The organism is Pseudohongiella sp. SYSU M77423 (assembly GCF_029911965.1).
Taxonomy (GTDB): Bacteria; Pseudomonadota; Gammaproteobacteria; order Pseudomonadales; family Pseudohongiellaceae; genus Pseudohongiella.
Genome location: NZ_JARYTH010000004.1, coordinates 112,267 through 127,903, shown reverse-complemented (window position 1 = coordinate 127,903; position 15,637 = coordinate 112,267). Strand labels below are relative to the sequence as shown.

The following is a 15,637-nucleotide window of genomic DNA, read 5'->3' as shown; positions in this document are numbered from 1 at the left end:
AAGATGGCAGATCAGCATCCGCAAAATTCAAACTTTCCGCTGAGCAATCAGTTCACCATTAGCTACAGCGCGCTGGAGGATCGATTGGTCGTCCGTGCCCAGTTGGCCGGGGCCGACACCGATGTTCACATGCTGCTAAGCAGGCGGATGGTGATGGTCGTGATGCGGCAATTGGTTGATCGCTTGCCGGCGCTCACAGGTCTGGAAAAAACGCCCAGCGTCTATTGGCAGGAAGTGTTGCGTATGGGGCATCAACAGGCAATGCAGGCCAAAGCCGAGGCTGACAAGGCGGCTCAGAAGGCGAAATCGGATGTGCCGGAGGGGTCTGCAACATCGCCGGAAAATGACAGCGCGGATCCAGGGAAAACTGCTGGCCAGAGCGACTCAGATGCTTCACAGCCTTCACTCCGCGGCAAGCTGTACCTGGCAACCGAATTGACAGTGCAGTTACGCGGCGACAAAAATCAGCAGCAATTGCTGCTGGCTTTCAAAGGATTACCGATGCCAGACGCAATGATCGAGCGTCGACAGCATCTTCCGGTATTCGCAATCCCGTTGAAGGCAGACAACGTTCATCAGTTAATTGAGCTGATGATCAGCAAGTGCGATGAAGCCCACTGGCACCTGCCCCTGGACCTTCCCTGGCTGGCAGACAGCGCTGAAGCGGACCTCGATGGGGTACGACGCGACAACTGAGTAGTTTCACGCAGTAGCACGACTTGCGGCACTTCAGCTATAATGCCGTGTTCGAGTGTGTCCGTCCCCGGTGAAAGTTTTGTCGTCAGTGGTCGGGTCTCTATTGTTCGGAGCACCTATTAGTTATCAGTTCAGGAGTTAAGCATGTTGAATCTGGGTTTGAAGTCCCGCGTAGTTAAAATGGGTCTGCTGGTACTGGGCCTTGGTATCGCCGGTGCAGTAGTTGCACAGACACACGAACAGCAGGTTGCCCAGCGACTGCAGCCGGTCGGTGAAGTCTGTCTGGCGGGGGAGCCTTGCGCAACCGGCGGTGCTCCTGCAGCATCTGGTGCCACAGCAGCCGCGTTTGATCCTGCGACGACTTATGATCAATACTGCGCAATGTGCCACAACACAGGTATGGCTGGCGCGCCCCGTCGCGGCGATGCTGATCACTGGGTATCAAGAGTCGGCGAGGCAGGATTTTCGACAATCGTTTCCAATGCCATCAATGGCGTCAACGCCATGCCGCCGCGCGGTATGTGCACCACCTGCTCCGATGAAGACATCGCGTCGCTGGTGGAATACCTGAGCGGCCAGTCTGCCGAGTAAGCCTGTTCATCTGCGGTTCAGTTTGGACCGGAGATAATAGGCCCAGATAGTCCTATTCAATGCGTCAAGCGAGAGGGGAACAAACGTGAAGTTGAGAAATATCGTAAAAACGGGTGCTGCACTTTCTGGTCTGGTTCTGGCAACTGTCATGGCAACCGGTTCAGCTACCGCTGAACAGACACTGACTCTGGCTCAGGTTACTGAAGGCTTCAGCGCTGAACGTACCTACACTCAGAGCTGTGCAGCATGCCACAACAGCGGCGCCGCTGGTGCTCCACGCTTTGGCAATTCAGAAGACTGGTCAGAGCGCCTTGAGAAAGGCCGTGATGTGCTGCTGGAAAGCACCATCAATGGTTACAACAACATCATGCCGCCGAAAGGCATGTGTTTTACCTGCTCAAACGACGAGCTGGCGCTGGTTCTGGAATACATCCTGGAAAACAGCGTTGAGTAAGACGAGTTAAATGAAAAAGGCCCCATTGGGGCCTTTTTTATGCGTATAAATTCCTACGTTCAGCTTGGGCACTGCGGTCCTTTATCCCTCCAGCAAGGCTTTCAGGCCTGCCAGCGCGGCTTCACCTTTCTGACGCTTCTGTTCCGGTGTGGAGTCCCCTCGGCCTTCCCACTGCAGGTGGTCCTGCGGCAGTTCATCCAGGAAACGGCTGGGAGTTGTTGGCACTATTTCACCGAACTGTTTACGTTTTTTGGTTAGCGTAAACACCAGTCCCCGTCTTGCCCGGGTAATACCCACGTAGGCCAGCCGGCGTTCTTCTTCAATATCGTCGTTCTCGATACTGTTTCGGTGCGGCAACAGTTCCTCTTCCATCCCCATAATGAATACCCACGGGAACTCCAAACCTTTGGCGGCATGCAGGGTCATCAGCTGGACCTGATTGTCCACGCCTTCCTCTTCCTGACGCTCCAGCAGGTCGCGCAGTATCAACTTGTTGATAGCTGCCTCAATCCGCGCTTCTTCATCCTGCTCGGCTTCATCGTCGTTCTGCAGACTGCGAGCCAGCGAGTCCAGCAGCAGGTTGATATTGGTGATTGCCCGCTCAGCAGCATTCGGTGTCGGGCTGTTTTGTTGCAACCAGCCTTCGTAGTCCATATCGCTGATCATTTCGCGGATAGCCTTGATGGGGTCGCCGCGATGACAGTGTCGGGAAACGCCCTGCAGCCACTCGCGGAAGGCGCGCAGTTTTTCGGTTTTGGGTTTGCCCAGATATTGCTCGAGGCCCATTTCGTCAATCGCAGCCATCATGCTGACGCCGCGTTCATTGGCGTAGGTGCCCAGGCCCTCAAGAATGGAGGGGCCAATTTTGCGCCGGGGCGTATTGATGATACGCAGGAAAGCATTGTCGTCATCAGGATTGATGAGCAGGCGCAGGTAGGCCATCAGATCCTTGATTTCGGTGCGGGAAAAAAACGAGGTGCCACCACTTAGCTGGTAGGGAATCTGGTGAGCCTGCAATTTGATCTCAAGCAGTCGCGCCTGGTGATTGCCGCGATACAGAATGGCAAAGTCGCCATACTTCAGCTGCTTTTGGACGCATAGTGTAAGAATCTCAGTGCAGATGCGTTCAGCTTCAGCGTCCTGGTCAGAGACCGCCAGCACGCGCATGGGCTCGCCCAGCCCCAGCTCACTCCACAGCGTTTTTTCGTAAATGTGAGGGTTATTACCGATCAGGGTGTTGGCTGCCTGAAGGATGATGTTGCTGGAGCGGTAGTTCTGCTCAAGCTTGACGACTTTCAGGCTGGGGTAGTCCTGCTGGAGCAGCAGCATGTTCTCCGGACGTGCCCCCCGCCAGGCATAGATGGACTGATCGTCGTCGCCCACCACGGTCAGGCCATTGCGAGGCCCGACCAGCAGCTTCACCAGCTGGTACTGACTGGTGTTGGTGTCCTGGTATTCGTCCACCAGCATGTAGTGCACACGGTTCTGCCAGCGTTCACGCACCCGGTCGTGGTCCTGTAGCAGAGTCACTGGCAACAGAATAAGGTCATCGAAATCGACAGCATTAAACGCCCGCAGATGCCGCTGATACTCCTCGTAAACACGTGCCGCAAATACGGTGTCGGCATCCTGCGCTGCATCCATGGCCTGCGGGGGCAGCAAGAGGTCGTTTTTCCATTCTGATATTTGCCACTGAATAAGCCGCAGTTGCTCTTCGGAAATTTCTGCACCCTGTATCAACAGGCTTTTAAGCAGAGACATCGCATCCTGGGCATCGAAAATAGAGAATCCGCTTTTCAGACCCAGGTGCTTGAGTTCATGACGGATAATGGTCAGGCCGAGGCGGTGGAAAGTGGCGATGGTCAGCCCGCGCATATTGTGATCGGTGCCTTTCAGCAGTCGCCCAACACGCTCATTCATTTCCCGTGCGGCTTTATTGGTGAATGTCACCGCAACGATCTTTTGTGCGGGGATCCCGCATTCTCGGATCAGATAGCTGATTTTTTGCGTAATTACGCTGGTTTTCCCGCTACCAGCACCTGCCAGCACCAGCAATGGCGTGCTGATGTATTTGACGGCTTCTTTCTGTTTAGAGTTGAGCTGGTTCACGATTTTGGAAATTGCTTGGTGTAAGAAAGCGCGGGGCGTGGGATTATACCTCATGAGCCTTAATAGATGGCTCAGCTTTAGGAATTTGATAGAATTCGTTATTTTTTGGATATGTGAACTGGATCACCTGTAGTTACCAGATCCAGTGCCGATAACTGACTCTGGGGTAATCTCGAGTTAGAGGGTGACCGCGCAGTGCGCATATTACTTATTTCCGAACAGGAATCGGATTTTGGCTTGATGGATCAGCTATTGCAGAGCATGGCTGACATCCCGGGGCAATTGATCAGATGCCCAGCCGATTCCGCAGCTCTGGCCAAGCGCGATCTATCGCAGTGCGACCTGATGATATGGGGCCAGGTCAGCGATGTGTTGGTAGCCGCCCGCCTGCTGATGGAGCTCAGTCGCCAGAAAATCACCCTTCCTCTTATCGTTCTCAGTGACAAAGAAAGCCCGGAATTCAGCCATCATCGAGATTTTGAAGTGCTGCCCCGCGCAGCGCTGAGCGTGCCATTGCTGCGCAGCGCATTACTACACTTCGGCGCCAATCGTCGCACCGTCATAAATAAGCCGGTTCGAGCGACGGACCCCCTGACTGGCCTGAGTAACCGCCAACAGTTGCGAGAGCAACTTGCCAGCGCTCTGAGCAACGTGCTGGATGAGGCACAGGTGGCGCTGTTACTGATTGACGTCGATCAGTTCAAGAAGGTCAACGTGTCCTATGGCCAGGGCGCCGGCGATGCACTGATTCAGTTGATCGCTGAGCGTATCCAGTCCTGTCTCGCCACGGGACAGCGCCTGGCGCGAATTGGTGGTAATGAGTTTGCGGTCATCTTCCAGCATGTTGGCGGTTCCGCCGAGGCTGAGGCGTTAAAGCGTAGCGATGCCATTCTGCAGGCCATGAACAAGCCCTTCCCGCTGGCACGACATGCCGTAAAAATGAATGTCAGTCTTGGTCTTGCGATCAAGGAGCCGGGCCTGGTTACCGTTGATGCACTGTTTGCACAGGCCGATATGGCGATGCGGGCCGCCAAACAGGAAAAAGGCAACACGCTGCAGCGCTACAACCGCGCCATGACCGATGCCGCGCAGCAGGAATTGAAGCTGGAGTCCGAGATTCGCCGCAGCCTGCGTAAAGAAGACTTTGTGCTGCATTTTCAGCCTCGCATTGATATCAGCCGCAATCGCGTGGTGGGTGTCGAGGCGCTGGTGCGCTGGCAACATCCGGTGCGTGGTCTGCTGCCGCCAGGTGCCTTTATCCGTATTGCCGAGGAAAGCGGCCTGATCGTACCACTGGGCTACTGGGTAATCCACGCAGCGTGCCGCTATCTGAATGAACTTTCTGCGCGTGGTCTGGATCACATCCAGATTGCCGTTAACGTGGCATTCAAACAGTTCCAGGACAAAAATTTTGTACGTACGGTCGCCAACATCATTCGCAAGCATGACATCGCGCCGGGCCGCCTGGAATTTGAACTGACCGAAACCACCATGATGATTGAGGGCAGCGCGGTCGACCAGAGCCTGCGTGAGCTCAGCAAACTGGGTATCGCCATCTCTCTGGACGATTTTGGTACCGGTTATTCCTCATTCGCACATATCCAGCGCCTGCCTATCTCCGCCCTCAAAGTGGATCGCAGCTTTGTCAGCGGCGTCTGTCAGAGTCTGGATGACGCGACCATCGTCAAGGCTATCATCAGCCTGGCCCACAGCCTTAACATGCGCGTCATCGCCGAGGGCGCCGAGACCCAGGATGTGGTCGAGTTCCTGCGCGAAAACCAGTGTGATCAGGTGCAGGGTTACTACTTCAGCAAACCCATCAGCTACGACGACCTGCTGGTCATGCTAGAGCTGGAGCGCCGGCAGGGCTTTGATGAGGTTCTGCCGACACCGGGCAGGTTTCATCAGTAGTCACGAATCCGTCCATAACTTCTCATCGCTCTATATCTGCACAAACCCACGTTTTCAGCTATAACTCCATTAGCAACACTTCAACATTCCGACACCGACATCGTCAGGGAGGACATCAATGTCGCTGTCCGTCGTTTATACACGGGCCAATCAGGGTGTGGATGCGCCGCTGGTGACAGTGGAGACGCATCTGTCCAATGGGCTGCCGTCGCTGTCCATGGTCGGGCTGCCGGAAACTGCCGTGAAGGAGAGTCGCGAGCGGGTACGGAGCGCCATCATCAATGCCGGTCTGGAGTTCCCGGCCCGGCGCATCACCATCAATCTGGCGCCAGCGGACATACCCAAAAGCGGCGGGCGTTATGACCTGGCTATTGCGCTGAGCATCCTGGCGGCCTCTGAGCAGATCGCCGCCAGGCGTCTTGAGTCTACCGAAATTCTGGGTGAGCTGGCGCTGTCAGGAGAGATTCGTCGCGTTCAGGGTGTGGTCCCTGCAATCATCGCAGCGCGTGGCAACACACGTGAAGTGCTGATCCCGGCTGATAATGCAGCTGAGGCGGCAGTGGTCAAAGGTGCCCGGTGTTACGGCGCCTCTACGTTAGTCCAGGCCTGCCAGCACTTTGGCGCGGGCGCAGGGCTGGAGCCAATGCCTGCAGCGTCGCTTTCGCATAATAAACAAGGTCGCACTGTTGCTTCGCCACTCTCTGCGATCAGCGGCCAGCAGCACGCCAAGCGCGCACTGGTGATTTCGGCGGCGGGAGGGCATAACCTGCTGATGGTAGGTCCCCCCGGGACCGGCAAGACGCTGTTGGCCAACGCCCTGCCAAAACTGTTGCCGACTTTGCCCGAGGACTCCTCACTGGAAGTAGCGGCAATCCGCTCAGTCGCAGGTCACCCGGTTGAGGCGGCGCAATGGGGCGAACCACCCTTTCGTGCGCCCCATCACAGTGCAAGCAGCGCTGCCATTGTAGGTGGCGGCCGCAGCCTCAATCCCGGAGAGGTGACGCTAGCGCACGCAGGTGTGCTGTTTCTGGATGAGCTGACAGAATTCAAACGCCATGTGCTGGAGAGTATGCGCGAACCGCTGGAAGCCGGGCATATCACCATCAGCAGGGCGGATTATCGCGTAACATTCCCATCTGACTTCCTGCTTGTCTGTGCCATGAACCCCTGTCCTTGCGGCTACTACGGGGATTCCGAGCGACAATGCAGCTGCACACCCGATCGCATTGCGCGATACCTGGAAAAGATCTCAGGCCCACTGCTGGATCGTATCGATCTGCATGTGGAAGTTGCGCGCCTGAGTTATCAGGAGTTGATGCAGCGCAATACGCATACTGAGCCTGAAGCCGGCCTCGACGTGACGCTGCAGCAGATTGAGCGATGCCGCCGACTGCAGCTCGCGCGAGCTGGCTGCCTGAATGCCCGGCTGAATGCGCGGCAATTACACGATATCTGCCCTTTGTCTGCTGGCTGTGATGCCTTACTGAAAAAGGTGGTGGAGAAAATGAAGCTGTCGGCGCGGGCCTGTCATCGCCTGATCAAGCTGGCCCGGACGATTGCCGACCTTGACGGCCGTGCTGAAATTGAAACGCAAGACATTGCCGAGGCAGCTTCTTACAGGGGGCTCAGTCTTCGTGGCCTGGGTTCGCCGCACGCTGCTCCAGCGCCGTCAGTTGCGCCTCCAGCTCGATAAGCTTTTGTTCCGCACGCTCCAGTGCGCGCTGCTGAGCATCAAACTCTTCCCGGGTCACCAGATCCATTTTGGCAAAAGTCTGCTGCAGCGCGGTGCGCATTCCCTCTTTTGCTTCCTCTCCCATGGCCTGAGCCTGAGGCATCAATCGATTGATGCGCTCGGTCAGTTCATCCAGCAAATTACGATTCAAGGTTGGCCTCCGGCGGCTTAGGACTTGCAATTGGATTATGCCGAAATAAGTCACCTGCTAAAAGCTAATCCTTATCACGGGTCAGTGAACCGGACGTTCTGGTTTCTCCCTCTTTTTGTGCATTGGCAAATCAAGGCGCACCAAAATGGTGCTTTATTGATTCCGGGATCCTGCCATGCCCGCCTAGATGCATGATATTACGTCAAATTACCAATGTGGCACGCGCCATGCATAGACGTGGTCCAGGTGTATCTGGGCTGAATAGGCGGCGCAGGTATTAACAAGAAAGGAGCAACTCATGAAGTTAGTAACGGCGATTATCAAGCCTTTCAAGCTGGACGATGCCCGCGAGGCACTGTCCGAGATAGGCGTTCAGGGGATCACGGTAACTGAAGTCAAAGGTTTTGGACGGCAGAAAGGCCATACCGAATTGTATCGTGGTGCGGAATACGTGGTGGATTTTCTGCCCAAAGTGAAGATCGAAGTGGCCATCGGCGATGATCTGTTGGATCAGACACTGGAAGCCATCACCAAGGCCGCCAACACTGGAAAAATCGGTGACGGCAAGATCTTTGTTTCGGACCTGATGCAGGTTATTCGCATCAGAACCGGTGAAACTGGCGAAGCTGCAGTATAAGCGGCTGTCGATCCCATAATCGGAGGAAATCAAGGTGGAAAACCAAATTTTTGAACTTCAGTACGCGATGGACACCTTCTACTTTCTGGTGTGCGGCGCACTGGTAATGTGGATGGCGGCAGGCTTCTCTATGCTGGAAGCCGGTCTGGTCCGTTCCAAGAACACAACCGAAATTCTGACCAAGAACGTGGCGCTGTTTGCGGTATCGTGCACCATGTATCTGATCAGCGGTTACGCGATCATGTACGGCGGTACTTACTTCCTGACTGGCATTGAAGGCGGCGACACACTGGTTGCTGATGCGCTGGCAAGCAAGGCTGAAGCAGGCTTTGACGGCGGTTCAGTTTACTCTGGCGCTTCTGACTTCTTCTTCCAGGTGGTGTTTGTGGCAACAGCCATGTCCATCGTCTCTGGTGCAGTCGCAGAACGTATGAAGCTGTGGGCCTTCCTGGCATTCGCTGTAGTCATGACTGGCTTCATCTACCCGATGGAAGGTGCCTGGACATGGGGCGGTAACGCTGTATTTGGCATGTTCACACTGGGTGATCTGGGCTTCTCTGACTTCGCTGGCTCTGGCATCGTTCACATGGCAGGTGCGGCAGCCGCACTGGCGGGTGTACTGATTCTGGGTGCTCGTAAAGGCAAGTACGCTGCTGACGGTTCAGTGCGTGCTATTCCTGGCGCCAACCTGCCGCTGGCAACGCTTGGTACTTTCATCCTGTGGATGGGCTGGTTCGGCTTCAACGGCGGTTCTGTCCTGAAGCTGGCAGACGTCGCCAACTCCAACGCGGTCGCCATGGTGTTCCTGAACACCAATGCTGCAGCTGCTGGTGGTCTTATCGCTGCCTTGATCACAGCTCGCCTGATGTTCGGCAAGGCTGATCTGACCATGGCGCTGAACGGCGCGCTGGCTGGTCTGGTAGCTATCACTGCTGAGCCTTCTACTCCGACTGCGCTGCAGGCAACCATCTTCGGTGGTATCGGTGGCGTACTGGTTGTATTCAGCATCCTGTTCCTGGACAAGATCAAGATCGACGATCCGGTTGGTGCGATCTCTGTTCACGGTACCTGTGGTCTGCTGGGTCTGCTGCTGGTGCCAATCACTAACGACGGCTCATCTTTCTCTGGCCAGATCATCGGCGCCCTGACCATCTTCGTCTGGGTATTTGTAACCAGCCTGATCGTCTGGATCGCTCTGAAAGCAGTCATTGGCATCCGCGTGACTGAAGAGGAAGAAGACAACGGTGTAGATATCTCTGAGTGTGGCCTGGAAGCCTACCCGGAATTCACCAAGTAATGTTTGACCAGGGCCGCTGCGCAGTTTGCGGCGGCCCTTTTGCACGACGCAGTAAGCTCGCAAGGAATCGTTTTTCTGCAATAGGCAACAAAGAACACGACAGTGACCACCCCCCAACGGTTCTGTCGTCACTATACGGCCCCTCCATGAGGGGCCTTTTTTTTTATTGGGGTGGAACCACCCAGTCCGGGTCGGCAAACTCGCCTAGCGGGCGGATGTCACACAGGTGCGCAGCGCCCTGAATAATCTCGGCCACCTTGCGGTTGTGCTGCCTCTCCATCGCATCACGGTGCGCCTTGCTGTCCCAACTGGCGATAGCGATCAACACATTCGGATCATCCAGTTTTCGATGCAACTCAGTGCCGCGCGCACCTTCAGCCTGCTGAATAATTTCGCTGGCGCGCACCCATGCCTCAGCATATTGCTCGGCGGTGTAGCCAGGTTTGATGTGTACTTCAAAGATATATTTCATGGCGTCCCCTCATGTTGAGTGCCGTTGTGACACCCTAACGCGACAGGAGCGTTTAAGGAAGGTGGGAGATCAGTCCCTGAAGTCGCCCCACTGAAGCTGCAGCGCCGTCAGCGCCACGACCGGAGCAGTCTCTGTGCGCAGTACTCTGGGTCCCAGGCGAACCGGCAACAGGCCCTGGGACTTCGACAGCTTCATTTCCTCAGAACTGATGCCACCTTCAGGACCAATCAGCAAGAACACCTGGTCAGGTGCTGCGCCGGTAAAACCATGACTTCCCTCAGGGTCAAGAATAAAGCCCTGACCGCTGGGTACGCCGCTTAGCCATTCGCTTAGCGCCTGGGGTGGATGTATGGTGGGAACGGTACAGCGACCGCACTGCTCGGCGGCACTGATTGCAACTTTCTGCCAGTGTGCCGTGCGCTTGTCTGCACGTTCGTCACTCAGCTTGACTTCGCTGTGCTCGGTGAACAAAGGACTGACCGAAACGACCCCCAGCTCGGTGGCTTTCTGAATCGCGTAGTCCATACGCTCGCCACGCGACAGCCCCAGTCCGATATGGACAGGCAACAGAGACTCCGGCAGGCAGTTTGGTGACGGGTTGAGCTGCAGATCAATGCCGCGTTTGTCAACCGCCTGAATCTCAGCCAGATACTCACCGTGCTGCTCGTTGAACAAGCGTACCATCTGTCCCACTTTAGCGCGCAATACCTTTCCAAGGTAGTGCGCAGCATCACCTTCCAGGCGCAGCTGTTCCCCTGCTTGCAAGGGTTGAGGTGTGTAGATTCGCGACAGACGCATGATGAGACCTGAGCCTCAGCGCAGATCCAGCTGTTGCCAGATCTGTCGAACCGGTTCAGTCTGGTTCATGCTGTAGAAATGCAGTCCGGGCGCACCGCCTGCCAGCAGATCTTCGCAAAGATGCAGGACAACTTCGGCGCCAAAGGCACGAATGCTTTCCACATCATCGCCATAGGATTGCAGGCGCTGACGAATCCAGCGCGGGATCTCTGCGCCACAATTGACGCTGAAGCGCTGCAGGCTGGTGAAATTGGTGATTGGCATGATGCCAGGTACAATCGGAATCTCGATACCGGCTTTTTCGCAGTTGTCGACGAAATAGAAGTAGGCATCGGGATTGTAGAAATACTGGGTGATCGCGCTGTTGGCACCCGCATCTACTTTCTTTTTGAAAAAATGAATATCGCTGTCGTAGCTGTCGGATTGCGGATGAATTTCCGGGTAGCAGGCCACTTCAATATGAAAGTGATCGCCAGTCTTTTCGCGTACAAACTCTATCAGCTCGTTGGCGTAAAAATACTGTGATGCCGCGCCGGTGCCTGAGGGTATGTCGCCACGCAATGCCACCAGGCGATTGATGCCCATTTCACGATAGGACTCCAGCAGGGCCAGGATGTCTTCCTTGCTGGAGCCGCCAAACGACAGGTGAGGCGCGACGGCCGAACCCGCATGGGAAATTTTTGTAACCGCCTGCCGGGTACCATCCCTGGTGGACCCGCCCGCCCCGTAAGTCACCGAAAAGAAATCCGGGCGCAGGGCGGCGAGTTCCTGATGCACGATCATCAGTTTTTCCATTCCCGCGTCAGTGCGCGGAGGGAAAAATTCAAAACTGAAACGTGCGTCTGGGTTTTTGATGTCCATTATCTTCATCCGTTACTTTGTGAGATTCACAAGGTTTGACAGTCTGTCCAGGAACGTCGTCGCTTAAGCTGAGTCGCACCAGGAATTGCAACATGTCATCCTTAATGCGAGCTCAGCAATACAGCTGGTTCCTAATCAATAGATCAGTACTTGTAGGCGTCAGGCTTATAGGGCCCTTCTACCTTCACGCCGATGTACTTGGCCTGGGATGGTGTCATTTTTGTGATCACACCACCGAAACCCAGTACCATCAATGCGGCGACTTCTTCGTCCAGTTTCTTGGGCAGTACTTCCACACGCAGCAGCTCGGCTTTCTGTTCAGCTGATTTGCTGGCAAAAGCCTGCTTGTACAAGTGGATCTGGGCGATTACCTGGTTGGCAAACGATCCATCCATGATGCGTGATGGGTGGCCGGTTGCATTGCCCAGGTTAACCAGTCGACCTTCAGACAACAACAGCAGGTAGTCTTCCGGATTCTTTTCCAGGTCGCCGCGATAGATCTTGTGGACCTGAGGCTTAACCTCCTCCCAGTGCCAGTTGTCACGCATGTACTTGGTGTCGATTTCGTTGTCGAAGTGACCGATGTTACAGACCACTGCACCTGCTTTCAGTGCCTGCAGCATGTTCTTGTCGCAGACATCGATGTTGCCGGTCGTGGTTACGATCAGATCGATCTTGCCAAGCAATGCAGCATCCACGTCTTCCAGCTTGCCAGTGTTAACGCCGCCCTTGTAAGCAGACACAACCTCATACCCGTCCATGCAGGCCTGCATGGCGCAGATAGGATCGATTTCAGTGATCTTTACGATCATGCCTTCCTGGCGCAGGCTCTGTGCAGAACCCTTGCCCACGTCGCCATAGCCGACGACCAGCGCGTGTCGACCTGACAGCAACATGTCCGTGCCACGCTTGATCGCGTCATTCAGACTGTGACGGCAGCCGTACTTGTTGTCGTTCTTGGACTTGGTAACTGAGTCGTTGACATTGATGGCCGGTACCTTCAGCGAACCTTCAGCCAGCATCTCGACCAGACGGTGAACGCCTGTTGTTGTCTCTTCAGTGATACCGTGAATCCTATCCAGCATTTGCGGGTACTTGTTGTGCACCATGGCTGTCAGGTCGCCGCCATCGTCGAGCAGCATATTGGCATCCCAGGGCTGACCGTCTTTGAGGATGGTCTGTTCGATACACCAGTCACCTTCTTCAACTGTCTGACCTTTCCATGCATAAACCGCGATGCCTTTGGAAGCAATGTACGCTGCCGCATGATCCTGCGTGGAGAAAATATTACAGGAGGACCAGCGCACCTCGGCACCCAGCTCGACCAGTGTTTCGATCAGCACGGCTGTCTGGATGGTCATGTGGATACAGCCAATGATCTTGGCATTGGCCAGTGGCTGCTCGGCGCGATACTTTTCACGCAGTGCCATCAGGGCGGGCATTTCCGCCTGGGCCAGAATTACTTCCTTGCGGCCGTACTCGGCCAGTGAAATATCGGCTACTTTGTAGTCGTTAGTGCTCATAAAAAACCTTTAATAAAAACCATTGAGTGAATTCGTTAACTTACAGTCCGGCGGCGGCGCGCAACGCCTCAGCTTTGTCCGTTTTCTCCCAGGTGATCTCAGCATCTTCGCGGCCAAAGTGACCGTAGGCAGCTGTCGGGAAATAAATCGGACGAATCAGGTCCAGCATCTTGATCAGGCCTTTCGGGCGAAGCTCAAAGTGTTCGCGAATCAGCTCAACGATACGCTGGTTGCTGATCTGTCCTGTGCCAAAAGTTTCTACGCTGATGGATGTCGGCTCGGCGACACCAATGGCGTAGGAGACCTGAACTTCACAACGGTCGGCGATGCCGGCAGCGACAATGTTTTTGGCAACATAACGCGCGGCGTATGCAGCTGAGCGGTCAACTTTGGACGGATCCTTGCCCGAGAACGCGCCGCCACCATGACGAGCCATGCCGCCGTAGGTGTCAACAATGATCTTGCGGCCGGTCAGGCCGCAGTCACCAAATGGACCGCCAATTACAAAACGACCGGTCGGGTTGATGAAATACTTGGTGTCTTTATCCAGCCACTCAGCAGGCAGAACCGGTTTGATGATTTCTTCCATCACCGCTTCCTGCAGCGCCTTCTGCTCAATTTCAGGGGCGTGCTGTGTGGACAGAACCACTGCGTCGATACCAACCGGCTTGCCATCCTGGTAGCGGAAGGTGATCTGGCTCTTGGCATCAGGTCGCAGCCAGGGCAGCGTGCCGTTCTTGCGAACTTCAGCCTGGCGCTTCACCAGTCGGTGAGAGTAAGTGATGGGAGCTGGCATCAGTACATCGGTTTCGTTGCTGGCGTAGCCAAACATCAGGCCCTGGTCGCCAGCACCCTGTTCGTGATCGTCGGTTTCGTCGACACCCATGGCAATGTCCGGTGACTGTTTGCCGATGGCGTTCAGAACCGCACAGGAGTGACCATCAAAGCCCTTGTCAGAATGATCGTAACCAATATCAACGACCACTCTGCGGGCGATATCTTCCAGGTCCACATATGCTTCAGTTGTGACTTCGCCAGCCACAATCACCATGCCAGTCTTGACCAGTGTTTCACAGGCCACGCGAGCCGATGGATCCTGCTTGAGCAGTGCGTCGAGAACCGCGTCGGATATCTGGTCAGCGATTTTGTCCGGATGCCCTTCAGAGACGGATTCGGAAGTAAACAGGTGTGTTGTCATAATCAGTTCCTTTAAAACAGTCAGTGTCCAGCGATCAAAAAATTAATTTTTAGTAAATGTGCGCATCTGCACCTGAAAACCATTACGCAGCCCCAGGTATACGCGTTGTCCGAAATGTAGATCAGCCTCGTTGGCCCAGGCGTCGAGGTCTTCTTCAGTAAATCCCAGCCACAGATCACCGCAAGAGTCGCGGACCCAATCCTGATCATGATGGCTGAGGTCAATCAATAACAACGTGCCGCCTCTGTTCAAAAGACTGGCGCAGTCTTTAAAGGTCTCCTGGGGCGACGGAATGTGGTGGAGTACCATGTTGTAAATAATCAGGTCGAAACGCTGAGGGCGTGTCAGTGCAATCTGTGTGTCGCCGTGGATGAAAGTGACATCACTGCGCCCACTGCGCTGCGACAGCATGTTGCGTGCCCTGTTGAGCATTTCCAGAGAGTTGTCGAGCGCTGTAAGGTTCGCAAATCGAGCGGCCAGCTCGCTGAGCAGCGGGCTTTCGCCAGGCCCCACTTCCATTACAGCTGCGTTCTTCGACAATTTAAGGCCGTCAAGCAGGTCACCAAGTGTCTCACGGTAATGCGCGTATTCGGCGACCAGCTCCTGCTTTTCCAGAAACCGCTCTGCATGGCGTTCGAAAAACAGGAGGGACTGTTCGGATCGCTCGTGATGAATCTGGCTGATGCCGTCCTTCAGGGTCTGTCGCAGGCTTAGCTGATCCAGAGCCGCGAATGCCGCTCTTTTGGCATCGTACGCGGGGTCATCCACCAGCAGCAGAGCTCGCCGGTAAAAGATGCTGTTGCCCTCGCGGCGCGTTGAAACCAGCGCGGCCTGGGCCAGGATTTTCAGATGATGGCTCAGTGCCGACTGCCGCACGTCGAGGATACGGCTCAGTTCCAGAACGCCGAATGATTCAGTGCGCAGCAGGCGCAGAATATCCAGACGCAACGGATCTGCCAGTGCTTTGAACAGGCGCGCGAGTGCCTCGGCGTCTCCGATCTCGGCATTGGTGCTATCTGCATGTACTGGTTGAAGTTTGGCACTCATAGGCGGCGGACTATACCAGCTTTTAGACCTATATCAAAATATTTTGATAGAGAGTTGCTGCTGAAAACCGGCGTGAATCCGCAGCACCCCCGTATTTGTCTGGAAAATATAGCCAATCTGCGGGAAAATACGCGCTTTGATACGCCCCTCAACAGGAGTC

The 15,637-nt window shown here is 55.2% G+C and carries 15 protein-coding genes; 7 read left to right on the top strand and 8 right to left on the bottom strand.

What is annotated here, in order from left to right:
• Positions 1-3 precede the first annotated feature (3 nt).
• The 3 genes from QGM61_RS10215 (at position 4) to QGM61_RS10205 (ending at position 1,741) form a co-directional block, all read left to right on the top strand.
• Complete coding sequence (locus QGM61_RS10215) at positions 4-696, top strand: hypothetical protein (RefSeq protein WP_237132487.1); 693 nt, start codon at positions 4-6, stop codon at positions 694-696.
• Between the two features lie 144 nt (positions 697-840).
• Positions 841-1,287, top strand: a complete 447-nt coding sequence (locus tag QGM61_RS10210) for a c-type cytochrome (RefSeq protein ID WP_237132486.1) — start codon at positions 841-843, stop codon at positions 1,285-1,287.
• A gap of 85 nt (positions 1,288-1,372) precedes the next feature.
• Positions 1,373-1,741, top strand: coding sequence for a c-type cytochrome (locus QGM61_RS10205; protein WP_281132876.1), 369 nt, complete (start codon positions 1,373-1,375; stop codon positions 1,739-1,741).
• Positions 1,742-1,822: 81 nt separating this feature from the next.
• On the opposite strand, the gene rep is transcribed toward QGM61_RS10205, so the two are convergent.
• Complete coding sequence (rep, locus tag QGM61_RS10200) at positions 1,823-3,850, bottom strand: DNA helicase Rep (protein WP_237132484.1); 2,028 nt, start codon at positions 3,848-3,850, stop codon at positions 1,823-1,825.
• A 195-nt stretch (positions 3,851-4,045) separates the two neighbouring features.
• Here rep and QGM61_RS10195 point away from each other — a divergent pair, with 195 nt between their 5' ends.
• Both QGM61_RS10195 and QGM61_RS10190 read left to right on the top strand, forming a co-directional pair.
• Positions 4,046-5,761: a putative bifunctional diguanylate cyclase/phosphodiesterase gene (locus tag QGM61_RS10195; RefSeq protein ID WP_237132483.1), complete on the top strand. Its 1,716-nt coding sequence runs from the start codon at positions 4,046-4,048 to the stop codon at positions 5,759-5,761.
• Between the two features lie 118 nt (positions 5,762-5,879).
• Complete coding sequence (locus tag QGM61_RS10190) at positions 5,880-7,454, top strand: YifB family Mg chelatase-like AAA ATPase (protein WP_281132875.1); 1,575 nt, start codon at positions 5,880-5,882, stop codon at positions 7,452-7,454.
• Here QGM61_RS10190 and QGM61_RS10185 read toward each other — a convergent pair.
• Positions 7,387-7,644, bottom strand: a complete 258-nt coding sequence (locus QGM61_RS10185; protein WP_237132479.1) for an accessory factor UbiK family protein — start codon at positions 7,642-7,644, stop codon at positions 7,387-7,389. The two genes, QGM61_RS10190 and QGM61_RS10185, sit on opposite strands and share 68 nt — an antisense overlap.
• 298 nt (positions 7,645-7,942) lie before the next feature.
• Here QGM61_RS10185 and glnK point away from each other — a divergent pair, with 298 nt between their 5' ends.
• Together glnK and QGM61_RS10175 are read left to right on the top strand one after the other, a co-directional pair.
• Positions 7,943-8,281: a P-II family nitrogen regulator gene (gene glnK / locus QGM61_RS10180; RefSeq protein ID WP_237132478.1), complete on the top strand. Its 339-nt coding sequence runs from the start codon at positions 7,943-7,945 to the stop codon at positions 8,279-8,281.
• A gap of 67 nt (positions 8,282-8,348) precedes the next feature.
• Entirely contained in the window at positions 8,349-9,578 is a 1,230-nt protein-coding gene (locus QGM61_RS10175; protein ID WP_272907202.1) for an ammonium transporter, read from the top strand.
• Positions 9,579-9,741: 163 nt separating this feature from the next.
• On the opposite strand, the gene QGM61_RS10170 is transcribed toward QGM61_RS10175, so the two are convergent.
• From QGM61_RS10170 to QGM61_RS10145, 6 genes are all read right to left on the bottom strand, one after another.
• Complete coding sequence (locus QGM61_RS10170) at positions 9,742-10,050, bottom strand: antibiotic biosynthesis monooxygenase family protein (RefSeq protein WP_281132874.1); 309 nt, start codon at positions 10,048-10,050, stop codon at positions 9,742-9,744.
• Positions 10,051-10,119: 69 nt separating this feature from the next.
• Positions 10,120-10,848 carry a 16S rRNA (uracil(1498)-N(3))-methyltransferase gene (locus QGM61_RS10165; RefSeq protein ID WP_237132475.1) on the bottom strand — a complete coding sequence of 243 codons (729 nt, stop codon included), beginning with the start codon at positions 10,846-10,848 and terminating at the stop codon, positions 10,120-10,122.
• Positions 10,849-10,863: 15 nt separating this feature from the next.
• Positions 10,864-11,709 (bottom strand): methylenetetrahydrofolate reductase [NAD(P)H], encoded by an 846-nt coding sequence (gene metF, locus QGM61_RS10160; protein ID WP_237132474.1) that lies wholly within the window; start codon positions 11,707-11,709, stop codon positions 10,864-10,866.
• 143 nt (positions 11,710-11,852) lie between these two features.
• Positions 11,853-13,232: an adenosylhomocysteinase gene (gene ahcY, locus QGM61_RS10155; RefSeq protein ID WP_237132473.1), complete on the bottom strand. Its 1,380-nt coding sequence runs from the start codon at positions 13,230-13,232 to the stop codon at positions 11,853-11,855.
• 40 nt (positions 13,233-13,272) lie between these two features.
• Entirely contained in the window at positions 13,273-14,430 is a 1,158-nt protein-coding gene (metK, locus tag QGM61_RS10150; RefSeq protein ID WP_281132873.1) for a methionine adenosyltransferase, read from the bottom strand.
• Between the two features lie 42 nt (positions 14,431-14,472).
• On the bottom strand, positions 14,473-15,477 hold the full coding sequence (locus QGM61_RS10145) for an ArsR/SmtB family transcription factor (RefSeq protein ID WP_237132471.1): 1,005 nt from the start codon (positions 15,475-15,477) through the stop codon (positions 14,473-14,475).
• Between the last annotated feature and the right edge of the window lie 160 nt (positions 15,478-15,637).